Origin of the sequence: Bdellovibrio sp. HCB2-146, from assembly GCF_047345725.1 — a bacterium.
Lineage (GTDB): Bacteria > Bdellovibrionota > Bdellovibrionia > Bdellovibrionales > Bdellovibrionaceae > Bdellovibrio.
Window position 1 is genome coordinate 325,397 of record NZ_JBLEQP010000001.1, and the last position, 15,616, is coordinate 341,012.

Genomic DNA, 15,616 nt, shown 5'->3' on the forward strand with positions numbered 1-15,616 from the left:
TATTCTTGACTCAATACCAAAATACCATTTTACTTTCATTATGGCTTTACGCGTCTTGCTAGCAGATGAAAGTTCCACAATTAAAAAAGTGATCCAATTGGCTCTTTCCGACTTCGGAGTCGAAGTGAAGGCCGTGCCTGTGGGCTTGGATGTGCTAGCTGTCACAAAATCTTTCAAACCTGATATCGTATTTGCCGATGTTCTTTTAACAAAGCGCTCTGGATATGAAGTTTCATTGGATCTAAAAAATGACCCTGAAACGACGAAAATCCCTGTGGTCCTCATGTGGAGTGGCTTTATGGAAATCGACGAAGCGAAGGCGAAAGAAAGCCGCGCTGACGGTCGCTTAGAAAAACCTTTTGATGCAGACAACTTGCGCAATCTGGTGAACAGCCTCGTTCAAAAGACCACAACAAATCCGGTTAGCAGCTTTATCTCTTTCCCGGAAATGCCAGACTTTGAAGAAACGCCTGCGGAACCCACTTCCACTCGCGAATCCGCTCTTGCTGGTGAAATTTCAAATGTTTTTGATATTCCTGAAGCAGACGAAAACGGCACTATTTCTCACCCACTTGAAACTTCAGACGAAGAGTTTGCCTCGGTTCCTTTGACGGCGACTCCTCGTTCACAAGACGAGGCGGACGAAGGTGGCTGGGCTCACCAAGATTTGTCAAAATTTAAGATCCAAGTCCCTGATACAGAATCAACGGATTTCGCATCTAAATTCGTGATCCCACAAGCTGAAGATTTGGACCATGCTCACGTTGAAGTTGCTGGTGACTTTGAGGAAATCAGCTTTCATGAGAATGGCCCGGATTTAACAGAGACTTTCGCGAAGAAAGTTGAAAAATCAGTTAAGGACCAAATGATCGAAACGCTGCAAAAGAAAGCTCCAGTTTCTAATGCTGAGCCCAAAGCTCAATCCAAGATGGACATGAATTCAAATATGATGGAAAAGATTATTCGTGAAGAAGCTCGCGAAGTCATCGAGTCCATCTGCTGGAAAATGCTTCCTGAGATCGCCGAGCGCGTGGTGCGTGAGGAGATCAACAAGATCCTTCGCGATACTGAAAAATTTTAATAAGGTCCCATCTCAATAACTCGGGGACCTTTTAGAGGTTCCCATGACACTACTTGAACTCATCCGTGCAGCTATTAAAGAAGACATGCCTACGGGCGATGTCACAACAGAGTCTTTAGCTCTTAAACCCCGTCAAGGTCGCGCCAAATTAAAAGCAAAGGAAGACATCGTTCTCTCCGGCGCGGCTCCTTTTGAACAAACCATGCATGCTTTGGAGCCGAACTGCCGTGTGAAATGGCACTTCGAAGAAGGTGATGAAATCTTGAATGGTCAAATCATCTGCACGATCGAGGGTGATCTCGTACAAATCTTAAAAGCAGAACGCGTGGCTTTGAATTTCTTAGGTCACCTTTCAGGTATTGCAACTCACACACACCGCTTCGTTAAAAATGTTGCGGGAACCAAAACTAAAATCCTCGATACACGCAAAACAACTCCGGGCTTCCGTGAGCTTGAGAAAAAAGCAGTTGTTCATGGTGGTGGCGTGAATCATCGTATGAGCCTCAGCACGGCGATTCTTATTAAAGACAACCACATTGCGATCATGGGTGGAATTAAAGCTGCCGTGACTCGTGTGCGTGAACATTCGAACTTACCAGTTGAAGTTGAAGCTCGCACTTTGCAAGAAGTGAAAGAAGCCGTTGAGATGAATGCTCAGCGTATTCTTCTCGACAACATGGACAACGAGATGTTGAAGCAAGCTATTGCGATGATTCCTGAGGGCACTGAAACTGAAGCCAGTGGCAACATGAATCTGCAGCGTGTGCGTTCGGTTGCTGAAACCGGTGTAACTTATATTTCTGTGGGCGCTCTGACTCACTCTGCACCTTGCGCGGACGTGAGCTTGGTCTTTAACTGGGACGAATAAGATGGATGAAATCCGTATTGGCTTCGTCACTTCTCAGTGGGCCGAAAACAATCACCTTTACGTTTCTTATTCAGCCAGCCTGAAGAGCACAAATGCTTTAGCAAAAGAGGAAGCCTTCTCTGAAAAAACAGCAGAAGAACCTCTTTGCCTTTATCTTGCCGACCATCAAACAGCGGGTCGCGGTCGCAATGCCAATACTTGGACAGATGCCCGTACCGGCAGCTCGCTGCTAAGTTCATGGGCTTTTCTTTTAAACTTCAAACCTCAGCCGACAACATCCTGCCTGGTGGGCCTTGCGCTCTATCGTGCGTGCTCAGCGACGTGGCCGTTTTTAGCGTGGAATCTTAAAGCTCCCAATGACATTTATATTGGCGAAAAAAAGGTTGCGGGTATTTTGCTTGAAAATATTGCGCAAGGAACCGAAGTGCGTTTGATTGCAGGCATTGGCATGAACTTTACCGCTGCTCCCGAGTCGGTAGACAAAGCGACTTGCTTGATGGAAGAGCTTCCTCAAGGTGTTCCGTTGTTAGGACAAGATTATTTGGCTTTCTTAGATCGTTTGCTTTTTGAATTAACCGATGCGGTTTCTCATTGCGATGAACCTCTAAGTTCGACGGATCAAATGTCTCTTTTAACAGCTCTGAATCAGCATCCTTTGCTTGCGGAAAAATACACAGGCATGGAAAGTGACGGGAGCCTTTTGATTGGCGATAAAAAAATTCACTGGAGTTCGCTCTAAGAAAGGATTTTTATGGCACTGACATTTACTCCCTTTGCAGAACTGGGCGAGGCTTGTCCTGATTTTCAATTGCCAGCAATCGATGGCAAAACATATTCGCTCAAAGATTTCAGCACTGGCTCCCCGCTTGTCGTGATGTTTATTTGCAATCACTGCCCCTATGTTCAAGCCATTGAAGATCGCTTGATCCAACTGGGAAATGATTTAAAAAAACAAAATATCCCTGTGGTGGCGATTTGCTCAAATGATGCCAAGGACCATCCGGAAGACTCTTTTGAGAATTTGCAAAAACGTGCGAAGGAAAAAAATTATCCGTTCGTGTATTTGCATGATGCCACTCAAGAGGTGGCACATAAGTTTGGCGCGGTCTGCACGCCAGATTATTTTGTCTATGATAAAAATTTGAAGCTCTCTTACCGGGGTCGCCTTGATGACTCGTGGAAGGATGCTTCAAAAGTAACAAAACGTGAACTCTATGAAGCTGTTCAAAAACTTTCTCGTGGCGAAAAGGTTTCTGACGATCAAGTGGCTTCGATGGGTTGTTCTATTAAGTGGATTTAACGAGGTAAAAATGAAGTACGTATTGGTATTTATTCTGGTTGCGATTGTGTCTTTCGGTTTGTTTCTTTCAAACTACTTAGGCGCATTTAAAGGCGTTGATATTTCTCAAGGGCCACAAGGTCCATTGCAACTTGTGTACATCGACTACATGGGTCCTTATCACAAGATTTCAAAAGAGATCGAAAAGGTTGAGAACTTCTTTAAAGCTCAAGGAACACCGTGCGGCCGTTCTTTTGGTGAATACTTGGACGACCCTCAGTCAGTGGAAGAAGCTCGTTTGCGTGCAAAAGCAGGCTGTGTTGTGGAGCAAGTACCGGCCAACTTACCTGAAGGCTTTAAAACTGAAACATTACCTTCAAAAAATTATGTTATAGCGACATTCACTGGCTCGCCTGGAATTGGCCCCCTCAAAGTTTATCCAAAGGTGAACAAGTTCATGCTTGAAAAAGGACTCAAACAATCAGGGCCTGTGCTTGAGATCTACGAAATCCATTCGATCACTGAGAAGAATGCGATGACGACAACTTATCTTTTCCCTGTTCAGTAACACCTGGACCTTGGACGAGAGCATTATGTCAGTGCTCTCGACTCCATGCTAAATGTCATCTAATTTATTTGCCACTTTCGCTTTTAAAGAAGACAATTTTTTTCAGTTTAAACCCAACGGAGGATAAAATGAAAAAAATGATTCTTGCAGCTTTGATTCTTTCTTCTGCAACTGTAGCACACGCTGTTTCTAAAAGTGACTTGAGCAACGGTACTTACGGTACTGCTGGTTGCGGTCTTGGTTCATTGGCATTCGGTGACAAACCAGGTGGCATCCAAATTCTTGCTGCAACTGTAAACAGCACAGCTGGTAGCCAAACTTTCGGTATGTCTACTGGTACATCTAACTGCGGTCCTTCTGTATTCGCAGCTAACGAAACAAAAGCTTTCATCGACAACAACGCTGTTGCTCTTGAGAACGACATCGTACGTGGTCAAGGTGAGACTTTGAGCACTCTTTCTAAAATGATGAATTGCGATTCTTCTGTTTTGGGTGTGACTTTGAAAAACAACTACAAATCTATCTACTCTGAGTCTGCTCAATCAGCTGACCGTGTGATGGAAACAGCTCAAAAAGTTTGCTCTGTAAAAAGCTAATTTTTGCGACTGCAAATAAACCTAAGTTTTTGCTAACCAGCACGGCTTAAGGTAAAAATGAGAGGGGGTTTTTACTCCCTCTTTTTTTATGCTTAAAAATGGATTTTTACTTCTTCTTTTTTTAGTTCCTCACTCGGCATTCGCAGTCAACAGCACTGCGGAATTTGCCATTGCTGAAGCTGCAAAAATTAAACTCGGCCAAGAGCAACAGTGGTGGAACCTCCTTAATTATCGCAGCGAAAAATTCATGGCACCCCAAAGTCAGGCCGATTCCCCTGCTTTCTTTTTTGCCAAAGATGGAAAGACAAATCCTGAATCCGAACTCAACGAAACCATTCGCGCGATTTTAGACCCTGCTTGGACCCGAAAAGCCCCTGATGCCGATGTGCAGGAGCGTGCGCAATGTGTTTTTCCCGGACGCTTTTTATATTTAAAAAACCGTCTGCCGAAAGTGTCTTGGCCGGAAGTTACATGCACGCGTTTTGAAAACTTCCGCAAAATCATCGATGCACATTCAGCGACTTATGTTTTTTCGTCTTATTATATGAATAATCCCGCTTCAGCCTATGGACACTCTTTCTTACGCTTGAATCGTGGATCCTCTTCTTCTGCTGAAAAGAAATATGAACTCATTGATTTCGGCGTTGGCTTCTCTGGTGTCCCTGAAGGGGCGACTCCTGCAAGTTATGCAATCATGGGACTCTTGGGATTGTTCCCAGGACGATTTGAGATTCTGCCATATTACTTCAAAGTGCGAGAGTATAACAACTTTGAGAGTCGCGATTTGTGGGAATACGATTTGAATTTGACCCAGGACGAGGTCGACTTGTTAGTTGCGCATTTATTCGAGTTGCAACAATCGGGCTTTGCCTATTGGTATTTTACCGAAAACTGCTCGTACCGCATAATTGCAGCCCTTGACGCCGTTCGCCCTTCACTGCGTTTGATTGAGAGAACCAAAGCCGCTGTTCTTCCCGGTGACACGATGACTTTGGTGTACGATACGCCGGACTTTGTTCGTCGTATCAGTTACCGCCCGTCGGGACGCGCGACTTTTCAAACTCGCTTTGACAGCTTAAATCCTGCTGAACAAAAAAAGATGGCGGGCTTTATTCAGAATGAAGATGTTGCCGCGCTGACAGCCGGTGCTTCCGAAAAAGAAAAGCAAGAGCTGCTTGATACCGCGATGGATTACGTCGACTTTAAATATGCTGCCGATGTGATGCATGAAAAGGGGCAGTACAAACTTAAAAAACAAGTTCTGTTCGCACGCAGTGAAGTCAACGTTGTCAGCCCTGATTTGATCGTACCGACTCCTCCTCGCGATGCCCCCCATGAAGCCCATGGATCTTCTCGCGCTAAAATGGGCTATCTTCACCGTCACAAAAAAGATCTCACGACTCTTGGTCATCGCTTTGCCTTGCATGATTTGCTAGATCCTATTCGCGGCTATCCCGCCTATTCTGAAATGCAAATGCTCGCGACCGATTTTAGTTACGATCCGCAAGCAGGCCATGTGCAATTTGAAAAAATCGGTTTGGTTGAAATTGTGTCGTTGTCAGACTGGAATGCGTTTTCTCATTCTCCGTCATGGCGCTTGAAGTTTGGTTGGGATCGCGATTATCAATCCGAATGCCAATATGACTGCATGCCATTGGAATTTACCTTGGGCGCAGGGCTTTCTAAAGAATTCTTCTCGGGCTTTATCGCCAGTGCCTGGGTGCGGGCTGGATTTGCCTACGACGAGCATTTCGTGAACGACACATTCCGTATGGGCGCAGGCCCGGCTGTGCTATTTCGCTATAACTTCCAAGATCGCGTGAGTCTTTTGGCCGAAGCATGGTATCGCTATGATAACCACGGCAGCTTCAACGAGTACCGTGATCTTTTTGGTGGCGCGCAAATCAATTTTGGAAAAAACATCGGACTTCGATTAGGAGCTAAAAACGATGAAGAGTACAGTGCGGAACTTAATCTCTATTACTAGTCTTTTTCGCTTCGCGGCCACCGTCTTAGCTTTAGCAAGCTTGGGCTGCTCTAGTATGCTGTATTACCCCAAGACCGAAAAACTTTTTGATCCCGCTCGCGTGCAACTTGAACCCGAAGATATTTATTTTAAAAGCTCTGATGGCAACATGCTGCATGCTTGGTACTTTGCTTCGAAAACAAAAGAGAACAAAGGCACGGTTTTATTTTTCCATGGAAACGGTGAAAACCTAACCTCGCATTTTTTAACATTCCGTTGGTTACCTGAGCAAGGTTATAGCTATTTGATTTTTGATTATCCAGGGTATGGAACATCTTCGGGAAAACCTTCACCTGAAGGCACTGTGAAAGCAGGCATTGCTGCTGCTGAGTGGTTGGTGGCAAATAAGAAACCGACGAATCTAATTATCTATGGAGCAAGCCTTGGCGGAAACGTCGCCCTTCGCACGGCTGAAGAAATCAAAGGTCGCATTCCTTTTAATCACGTGATTATTGAAGCAAGCTTTCCGTCTTATCGTAAAATGGGCGCGCAAGTCCTGAGTCGCAGTTGGATCACTTGGCTCTTTCAACCCATTGGTTATCTCGTCTTAAGCGACAAGTGGGCTCCAAAAGATATCAGCCAGTTCTCCCCGACACCGATGCTTTTTATCGCAGGCGATAAGGACTGGATCGTAGAACCTGAACAGTCACAAAAATTATTTGAGCTGGCAAAAGATCCAAAAGAAATCTGGATTATCCCTGGCGGTCACCATGGAGATCTTTACGAGATCAACAAAGGAGAACTGCGCGGACGTTTGCTTCAATATCTTGAGAAGAAATAACGAAGAGCGGAAGACCCTCTCTTCGTTTTCCGTTTAAGAAACCTTGGAATAAGGTTCAGATGCGTCTCGATTAAGAGCCCACTTTGGAAAAAACATTCCAGTTTTGTCCATATAAGCGCGATAGGAATCTTTCAAATTTGAATTGAGGAATTTACTTTCCTCATAGCGAGCGGCAAGGTAGTACGTTACGAACATGGAGCACGCCATGGCAGTCAGAATCCAGCTTTGCATAACCATCGCAACTGCAACGTAAGTGAAAATATAAGACGTATAAAACGGATGACGAACGCATGAGTACGGACCCTTGCTGATATGAAACTGCGGCGAGTCCTCGCTAAATACGATGCTCAGTTTGTTTTTGCGAATCAATGAGCTGCAATGAAAAAATAAAGCCATGCAGGCCAAAATTATCATTGAAGAGACACCTGCTACAATCGGTGTTCCTGGCACACCTTCGCGATAAAGAAGCGAAAAGAAATATCCCCAAGTCGAAAGAAACTGTACTTGAAAGATTCGGTAACGAGTGTTGCCCGTTGATTCGACCTTTTTAAAGACGAAAAATACAGATAAGAATTGAATCAGACATGTGAGAGTCGCTAATGTTCCGAATACGTGCATCATAGGATCAACTCGCCTTTTTATTTTCAATCTCGCCGCGTTCCGCTTGGCGAGCCATCAGAATTTTGTCGGCTTTTCTTTTTTCATAGAAATAGCGCACAACAGTCGCCACCGGTCCTAACAACCGGTAAATACCGAGTCGCAAATTCGTCGCAGGCTCAAGCTCGACCATATCATACTGCTGCAGGTACGTAACCACGCCGGACCAAACGATATTCCATTCGATCGGGTTCACAGTTTTTCCCATCATCGCATCTGGTACGTTTCCAACAAGAATATTGTGCTTCAAGTTGTTCAAACCAGTATGCTCATAGCTCAAACCAACTTGTTTGAAGCCAATGCGTTCATACAGAGGCGCCATGTGGTCTGTTGCACAAATGACAACCCATTTACGTTTTGATTGAGCCACGGCAATCGCCATGAATTTAAACATAGATACTAATAGATCGCTGCCGCGGAAATCTGGTCGCGTGCACGCTCTCATAATCTCAACAACCTCGTCACGACGAGGAAGATGTGCTGGCCACTTCACGAACTTTTCTTGTTCCATCTTGTCGTCAAACTGACTGAAGATTAAACGAGCACTACAAACGACCTCGCCCTTAAACACCCCCATCACAATACGCGCGCGTGAGTCGAACTCATCGGCCATATCTTGAGGAGTCATACCTTCTTTAATTTTACCAGCGTCTTTATATGCTAAATAACGAAGCTCCAAAACTTTGTCATATTGCTCTTTAGTTCGCACGTAACTAAACTGCACGGCTTCAGAAACTTTTGAAACATAAACTCCAGAGTCTAAGAGCTCATCCAAAGAACTCGCAGATCCAAATTGCATCAAATACTGCGCTACCGCGTCTGACACGCCTTTTTCTTCTTTATTGAACGTCACTCCTAGAGCAAGGACCTCTTTGGTTCCATCCATCTCTATGCGAAGATTTTTAACTGTGATTTTCATTTTGATTTGTGTGACCATTGGGAAGTTCACGATACAATCAAAGCTCATCCCTGGCATAATGAACTTGTTCCGCAAGCTCGTATGAAGTTTCATACCACCATTGGAAAGATCACGAACTTTGAAATAAACGAAATCATTAAATTTGGCAGGATTTGAAGCCACTGCTGTGGGGAAGAATTGCTCACTGCAAATCCAGCGATTCGATTCACGGCGTTCAATACCGTCTACGCGCTCGGCAATTTTAGAAATTAAACGAATATGAAGAAGGTGCAAATTATTCTCTGTAACAACATCATCAACTACTAAACCGTTCAGCGTACTTTTTTGCATACCAATCTTAAGTTCCAGATCTACAGGTGTTCCTTTAGGCAATTCAGTTCTATCTTGAACGAGCAACTCGATTCCAAGTGGACTCATTCTCCAAACGCGAAATTCTTTATTAAATGGTGCGGGACCATTTTGACAAACCAGACGCGCATAAATTTGATCGCCGTCTCGCACATCTGCGGGAACTATTCCACCATGAATGGCGCTGATTTGTTGTTCCTGAAAGGTTTTTTGTTGCTTCATGCTACACCTGCATAGCGAATAGAAGACCTTGATTCATCCATCAATGCTTCTAAATTGTTTTTCGTGGTTTTAAATACGTAAATAGATTCAACATCGTCAAAGTCGCGAATTTTTAAATTCAAACTTCGCAGATTTATTTTCTTCAAATCGATCTGCGGACGAATGGCCCCCAGTAACTCGGCAAATCTTGAGGTAATAATAACGTCGCCTTGTTCCAGTTGCTCTTTTAATGGACTTTGTTTCGTCAACTCATCGATTCGGCTGAGAATATTCACAGGGCTACCAATAGCTGTGATTTCAATCGCGGACTCATAGGAGCTTAGATTTCCAACAATCGCATCACCACAGGAAACAAGAATGTATCTTTTGATACGCTGACCTTCAGGCAAATTCTCATTCATTTGGGAATTGAATCGACTGATCGAGGCCGCAGATAGCATCGCGTTCAGGATATTGAATTGGATTTCGGGTGAATCGTAATAAGCAAAAATTAAATCCCCGATTTTACGTGGAATCCCGTTATGTTTTTCAACCAACTCCGTCGAAATTTTGACGTTCGGAAGCATTGCTTGCGACACATAGCCACTTAAGTCATTTGAATCTCGCGTGAAGCCCCGGATATCACTGTAAAGACACGCGACTGGCAAGGTGCGTGGTCTTAGAACCTCGTCAATCGCCTGCAATGTGCTCATGCGACTTTCTTGGATAAAGTACATAAGACGCTTTGAGATTTCCGCTGGCAAGAAAGCTTTAATTTGGTTTGTGAACTCCAAGTTCACTTCAATAAATTTCTTTTGCTGATCAAAGTTTCGTTGATTCGCAATAAAGAGATTAATATCGGATACGTATTTAGAGCGCGCGATAATCACGAAAACCATCGTCACGACAGAAGCGCTCGCGATCATCGCCGGACTTTGACCAGCTTCTACAAGAGTGCTCCAAGTCAGAGCCGAAAAGGCCGCCGCTAAAAGGACACTTCTCATGATCGAGGAGCGTAACATCACTGCCGAAAAAAATATAAACGCGTAAACATAGAGATAAGGAACTTTGGGATACCACACCACAGTGCGAGCTTGGAAATATGTGCACACCGCACACGCTAAAATCAGAGGAACCTTGTATAAGCGATTCGCCGACAGCTTTGGAACGCAGTAAAACAACGCCGTGACTCCACAAATAGCCGCCATGCCGAAACGATAATTAAACCAGAGTTCACTTGGTGCCAGTCCTTCGCTGCGATCGACCGTGAAGTAATGAAGAATATAAACAAGCATCATGATGGGAAAAATAATTCTGGCCGCATTTAGAAATGCTTTTCTCTCTTGCTCATCCCATAGAGCAACCCATGGCGTGCCTGTCAGCAGCAACCGAGGAAACATAGTAAAGAAAAGTTTTTCGAGGAACTTCACATTTGTGATATCGACCTAAACATATCAACGGTTTAGACGGGTTTTAGAAAACAGGACCACCACCGACCTTCGGCCTATGTCCAAAAGCCGACCTTCATCTAGAAGGACCACCTTTTGCTGGTTAGGGGAATGATCAAATTTTCGGAGGTTATATGAAGCTTGAAGTCCTGAAGAACTCCCCTTTTCGTCGTCTGACTAAGTTGTCGACAGTTGTGGTCCTGCTAGTGGTCGCGTCCCTTGCAACGACTGCGCACGCAGATAAAACAAGAACTCGCATTCAAGGCGATGCAGCTGAGTTTTTCTGGAACAGCATTGAAGCAAAAAGAAAACTCGTGAAATGGAAAAGCAACTCAACAGTTCCTTTTGAAAAGTTCGATTCAGCCACTTACTTTAAACAACAAGAAAACGTGACGTGCTTTCAACGCATCGACCTTAACGATGAAAATGTAGTCTCTTATTCCTGCCAAATTGAGGAATAACATAAGCCCTCTTTCAGAGAGGGATAATGCTCCGTATAATCATCAGATTCTTCATGCAACTCTTGGGTCCTTACGCTAATCAAAGGACCCATGAGCACACAACTTCCTCCCCTCTCGGAACATTTAGATCGTCCTGAAGTCATCGAAAAATCCTGGGTCATCACACTTTCAGGAAAACGTTTTAATATTCTTAAACCCGATCCAGAGATGGTGAAAATCGAGGACATTGCCTGTGCCCTGGCTCGTCAGGCGCGCTTTAATGGTCATACTCGTTTCTTTTACAGCGTGGGTCAGCACTCGTGCATCGGCGCGGAAGTTTCGCCAACCAAAGATATCGCCCTGCAAATGCTTTTTCACGATGCGACAGAGGCCTATGTTGGTGATCTCGTTTCGCCGGTCAAAGCGCTCTGCCCTGATTTTGAAGTGATTGAATCGCGCATCCATTGGGCGATCTCGCAAAAATTTAATATCGATTATCCTCTGCCAAAGGTTGTCAAACAAATCGATCGCCGCTTGTTGGCCACTGAAGTTCGTGATTTGATTACTAAGGATCTTGCTTCGTGGAATATTGCTGAGGATGAACCATTTGAATTTCCGATCATACCTTGGCCTCCCGAAGTAACCGAAGCGCGTTTCTTGGAACTCGCTCGGACTTTAATGAAATAAAAGGGAGGTTTTCATGAAGAAACTTATTCTCGCAGCAGCTTGTGTGATGGCTGCAGCTACCACTGCTTACGCAGATAAATTGATCGTTGTGACCGGCGTTGCTGAACGAGGCATCGATCCCAACATGGTCGCGATGAACATCGAAATCTGGGGCAAGGCCGCAACAGCAAAACAAGCGCAATCACTCGCAGCTGTTCAATACAAAAACGCCAAAAAAGTTTTCGACGACTACAAAATTAAAAAAGAAGACATCCAAACAGAACAATACTCTTTGAACCCTGAGTACGTTTACGACAACAAAACTCAGCAAAACAAAATGGTCGGCTTCCGTGTCGCTCACAATGTTTCTGTTGTACTTAAAAAAGTAGAAGATGCTGGCGCCTTCTTAGACGCTTTGGTCACAGAGAAAAAATCCATGGACTCTGGTATCAACGTGAACTCTATTACATGGGATTCTGACAAAAGATCTCAGACTGAAACAGCTGCTCTTACTGATGCAGTAAAAATGGCAAAAGCAAAAGCTGATGAGATTGCAAAAGCTGCCGGTGTTCGTATCACAGGTGTTAGTAAAATCAGCCATACCCCTTCAAGTGGTGGTGGTCCTATTCCAATGGTTCGTGCGTACAGCATGAAAAATGCGATGGCAGAAGCCGCTTCAACAGATCTTTCTGGCGGGCAAATCAAAGTTCGCGTTGATGTAACAGCCGAATACGAGATCAACTAATTTATCTTTCCTACTTTTGCGGGATTCTCTGTTCTAAGTTGAGAATCCCCGTGAAACTCCTCAAGTAAAAGTTCAAAACAACGATACGAAACCTATGCGGTTTCTGTTCGTAGTTGCAGTTATTATATTTTCATCTTTGAGCTCATTTGCGGCAGACCCCTACTATTATGGGAAAGTTTATGTCGACCGTGAAAACGAAGACTGGCTGACAGCCTTCACTGAACCTGGCGTCGACTATGGCGTCTGTGCTCAGAACAAAGGCTGTGAGGCCGTTGGTTGGATCGACAACAGATCTGATGTTGAAATCGTTTCCCCACCCGTGACTCTTCCAAGCTATGACTCTATCGAAAAAAAGGTGATCGATAAAGAATACGTCCAAGTCATTTTTTCTTATGATCGTATCAATCCTGATGGAAAGCGTGCTCAGAAGAAAAACGTCATCGGTTGGGTAGAATCAGCTTCCTTGAAGAAACAAAAATTCGCGACGTTCTTTGGTTCTGATCCTGAGCCAGAAGAATGTCCTCCCACTGAGGTCGCCAAACCCTCTTACAAACCGATGAAGCAAGCTGCTGACTTAAAACGTGTAACGGAAAATCAAAACACAGTTGCGACCGCCGATGCCATCACTCCATACATCGGAAAATGCGTTGTGAACCCCAAGGCCTTGCCAGCTAAGTACTCAGGAGAAATCACCTACGATACTTACGTGATGCCGCACATGAGTAAGCAAGCCGTTCCCAATCTTAAAAAAGAAGGTGGCAAGCCCGTCACTCAAGAAGACATGGTTGATATTGATGCCCTGGCGCGTACGATGTATGCAGAAATGGCAGGCTGTTACCGTCATGGACTGCACTACCCATCTGCCGTCGCTCGCATATCACTGAATCGCGCCAATGCCTCAGGACGCCGTGCGGAGTTTATCCATGGCCCTCACAAAGCCGGCAAAGGCGATATTTCAAAAGCTGTTACATCAAACTACAAATACTCAGCATGGAACAGAACTTTAGCTGATGGCTCTCGTAACAACTCGCTGACTCATGCTCTCTGCCCGCCTGCTCCGATGAACAGTGTCATGTGGACTGGGAAACCCGCGACTCCGGCAGAAAAAGAAATCTGGAAAAATACGATTCGTATTGCAACTGAAGCTGTTTTGTTTCCATCGAAGTTTAAATCTCGTTCGTCGGGATTCAACCAGCTTTTCTATACCTCAGGTCTGGGGCGCCCGGGCTGGAAGCAAGTTTATCCTAAAGTCGAAGGTCGGACTCTTGACAGAAATTCTTGCATGCAAGTGTGGCAGGATTAATTACTTAAATAAGATATCGCCATCCCAACGCTGGGCTGGATCTTGAATATCGGCATTCACATCACCCGTCCAAAAGAAACCACGGAAATATTTATTCATGCGACGACGTAATTCCTCGCGAGATTCTTTATTTTCTGGTGTCCAGGCAAAATGCGCAAAGTTCGGTTGATCGGTGATAAAGTTACCAAGATAAAACATCGCATCCATACCATGAACGGCACCAAAAACTTCGCGCCACGGGGACGGTGTTTCTTTCCAATCAAAAGCATAACGATACACGCGGTTTTCGTAAATCTTCGAACCCCAGGCAATCCCCTTCATCATCGCAGAAATCGCAAAGGATCCGATTTTGGTATACGCGCGGTACGTTGGAAGATTTAAAGTTTTGATAATATCTGTGGCCTGTAAATCCGGTGGTGGATTTTGAATCATCGCCCACAGCTCTTTATCTGTCGGGCGCAGAAACGGCATGCCTGCGAGGTAAGTTCCTTCATCCACCGTTCCACCTAAAATCAAAGGCACACGGTTGAAAGCACCAAATGCCAAACCTTCCATGCCGTGTGGGAAAACCAAACCATCCACAATGTGTTGAATCGGAATCAAGAAATCTTGTGCCATCACCAATTCTTCAACCGGTCGCTCATACAAGAAATCATGAACCCATTTTTCACTTTTAGATTTTAAAAACTTTTTCGCAGCGTCCTCGTCTTTTGCAAGCCCTGCTTGCACCACAAGGTTCACGACAAAGTCATGGGAACGCGCTTGTGCAAATGCTTTTGGATAAGTATTTGGAACACCAGCGGAACAAACAGCTTTATGAAAAAGTCCTGATGCCATCGGTGACTGCAAGAGTCCCCACACATTCATGCAGCCCGCGGACTGTCCCATGATTGTGACGTTGTTTTTATCTCCACCAAAGTTTTCGATGTTGTCTTGAATCCATTGCAACGCACGGATCAAATCCAACGTCACAAAATTTCCTGAGCGATCTAAATCCGTTCCCTCATTTTGCAACGCTGACAAGGAAATCGCACCCAGCAAGCCCAGGCGATAGTTCATACTGACATAGACAACTTCAGATTGGGCGGAAACATAAGCTCCGTCGTACATAGGATCTGAAGCCGTGCCTTTAAAATTAGAACCACCATGAATCCATACGACCACCGGGCGTTTTTGTGTAATCTCGTGACGAGGACGCCAGATGTTCAAGTGCAGACAATCTTCGCTACCAATGGGTTCGCCAAATTGTTCTGCTGGAACATTGGAAAAGAAATTTCCTTTTTGTGCACACGCAGGCCCAAACTCTTTTGCTTCAAAAGTGCCCGACCATGGGGGTGCTGGCTGTGGGGCTTTCCAACGAAGTGCCCCTACCGGAGGAGCCGCATAGGGAATTCCCAGAAAGGCCATTGTATTGTACTTGGATTGACGACCGTGAACAGATCCTGACTCTGTCGCGCGAACGTAAGGATTGGCCAAGGCCGTAACACCCGCCAGCAAACAAACTATCATCATAATGAAGATACTTGGACGCATGATTCCCCTCACGGATACTCATTCATACATCGCCTGTTATTCCTTTCAATCAAGAAATGACGAAAATCTCACAAAAAACACAAAAAAGCTGAATTTGGCATTTATGGGAGCCTCAAACAGATGACATTTTAGTTCGATGCCCAAATGTTTTTCTGCA

General features: G+C 44.8%; 16 protein-coding genes. 12 read left to right on the plus strand and 4 right to left on the minus strand.

Annotated elements, in window-relative coordinates; translation table 11 throughout:
• Positions 1–40: 40 nt before the first annotated feature.
• From ACLWOR_RS01520 to ACLWOR_RS01555, 8 genes are all read left to right on the plus strand, one after another.
• The gene (locus ACLWOR_RS01520; RefSeq protein ID WP_413938898.1) at positions 41–1,081 is read left to right on the plus strand and encodes a response regulator; all 1,041 of its coding nucleotides are present in this window, start codon (positions 41–43) and stop codon (positions 1,079–1,081) included.
• 43 nt (positions 1,082–1,124) lie between these two features.
• Entirely contained in the window at positions 1,125–1,949 is an 825-nt protein-coding gene (gene nadC, locus ACLWOR_RS01525) for a carboxylating nicotinate-nucleotide diphosphorylase (protein WP_413938899.1), read from the plus strand.
• A gap of 1 nt (position 1,950) precedes the next feature.
• Complete coding sequence (locus tag ACLWOR_RS01530; protein ID WP_413938900.1) at positions 1,951–2,688, plus strand: biotin--[acetyl-CoA-carboxylase] ligase; 738 nt, start codon at positions 1,951–1,953, stop codon at positions 2,686–2,688.
• Positions 2,689–2,700: 12 nt separating this feature from the next.
• The gene (locus tag ACLWOR_RS01535; RefSeq protein WP_413938901.1) at positions 2,701–3,249 is read left to right on the plus strand and encodes a thioredoxin family protein; all 549 of its coding nucleotides are present in this window, start codon (positions 2,701–2,703) and stop codon (positions 3,247–3,249) included.
• 10 nt (positions 3,250–3,259) lie between these two features.
• Positions 3,260–3,796: a GyrI-like domain-containing protein gene (locus ACLWOR_RS01540; protein ID WP_413938902.1), complete on the plus strand. Its 537-nt coding sequence runs from the start codon at positions 3,260–3,262 to the stop codon at positions 3,794–3,796.
• A 128-nt stretch (positions 3,797–3,924) separates the two neighbouring features.
• Positions 3,925–4,392 (plus strand): DUF3015 family protein, encoded by a 468-nt coding sequence (locus tag ACLWOR_RS01545; RefSeq protein WP_413938903.1) that lies wholly within the window; start codon positions 3,925–3,927, stop codon positions 4,390–4,392.
• An 88-nt stretch (positions 4,393–4,480) separates the two neighbouring features.
• A complete protein-coding gene (locus ACLWOR_RS01550; RefSeq protein WP_413938904.1) occupies positions 4,481–6,379 on the plus strand; it encodes a DUF4105 domain-containing protein in 1,899 nt (632 codons plus the stop codon).
• Entirely contained in the window at positions 6,342–7,199 is an 858-nt protein-coding gene (locus ACLWOR_RS01555; RefSeq protein ID WP_413938905.1) for an alpha/beta hydrolase, read from the plus strand. Before ACLWOR_RS01550 ends, ACLWOR_RS01555 begins: the two co-directional genes overlap by 38 nt.
• A gap of 33 nt (positions 7,200–7,232) precedes the next feature.
• On the opposite strand, the gene ACLWOR_RS01560 is transcribed toward ACLWOR_RS01555, so the two are convergent.
• Genes ACLWOR_RS01560 through ACLWOR_RS01570 form a run of 3 tightly spaced genes read right to left on the minus strand, consistent with a single transcriptional unit; the run spans position 7,233 to position 10,754 of the window.
• Positions 7,233–7,820, minus strand: coding sequence for a methyltransferase family protein (locus tag ACLWOR_RS01560; protein WP_413938906.1), 588 nt, complete (start codon positions 7,818–7,820; stop codon positions 7,233–7,235).
• Between the two features lie 4 nt (positions 7,821–7,824).
• Positions 7,825–9,345 carry an N-acyl amino acid synthase FeeM domain-containing protein gene (locus tag ACLWOR_RS01565; RefSeq protein ID WP_413938907.1) on the minus strand — a complete coding sequence of 507 codons (1,521 nt, stop codon included), beginning with the start codon at positions 9,343–9,345 and terminating at the stop codon, positions 7,825–7,827.
• Complete coding sequence (locus ACLWOR_RS01570) at positions 9,342–10,754, minus strand: adenylate/guanylate cyclase domain-containing protein (RefSeq protein ID WP_413938908.1); 1,413 nt, start codon at positions 10,752–10,754, stop codon at positions 9,342–9,344. The genes ACLWOR_RS01565 and ACLWOR_RS01570 overlap by 4 nt, the downstream gene beginning before the upstream one ends.
• A gap of 152 nt (positions 10,755–10,906) precedes the next feature.
• On the opposite strand from ACLWOR_RS01570, the gene ACLWOR_RS01575 reads away from it, so the two are divergent.
• From ACLWOR_RS01575 to ACLWOR_RS01590, 4 genes are all read left to right on the plus strand, one after another.
• Complete coding sequence (locus ACLWOR_RS01575) at positions 10,907–11,233, plus strand: hypothetical protein (protein WP_413938909.1); 327 nt, start codon at positions 10,907–10,909, stop codon at positions 11,231–11,233.
• Positions 11,234–11,323: 90 nt separating this feature from the next.
• Positions 11,324–11,899: an HD family phosphohydrolase gene (locus ACLWOR_RS01580; RefSeq protein WP_413938910.1), complete on the plus strand. Its 576-nt coding sequence runs from the start codon at positions 11,324–11,326 to the stop codon at positions 11,897–11,899.
• A 13-nt stretch (positions 11,900–11,912) separates the two neighbouring features.
• The gene (locus tag ACLWOR_RS01585) at positions 11,913–12,623 is read left to right on the plus strand and encodes an SIMPL domain-containing protein (RefSeq protein WP_413938911.1); all 711 of its coding nucleotides are present in this window, start codon (positions 11,913–11,915) and stop codon (positions 12,621–12,623) included.
• A 136-nt stretch (positions 12,624–12,759) separates the two neighbouring features.
• Positions 12,760–13,926: a hypothetical protein gene (locus ACLWOR_RS01590; protein WP_413938912.1), complete on the plus strand. Its 1,167-nt coding sequence runs from the start codon at positions 12,760–12,762 to the stop codon at positions 13,924–13,926.
• On the opposite strand, the gene ACLWOR_RS01595 is transcribed toward ACLWOR_RS01590, so the two are convergent.
• Complete coding sequence (locus ACLWOR_RS01595; protein WP_413938913.1) at positions 13,927–15,459, minus strand: carboxylesterase/lipase family protein; 1,533 nt, start codon at positions 15,457–15,459, stop codon at positions 13,927–13,929. It abuts the gene before it with no gap.
• Between the last annotated feature and the right edge of the window lie 157 nt (positions 15,460–15,616).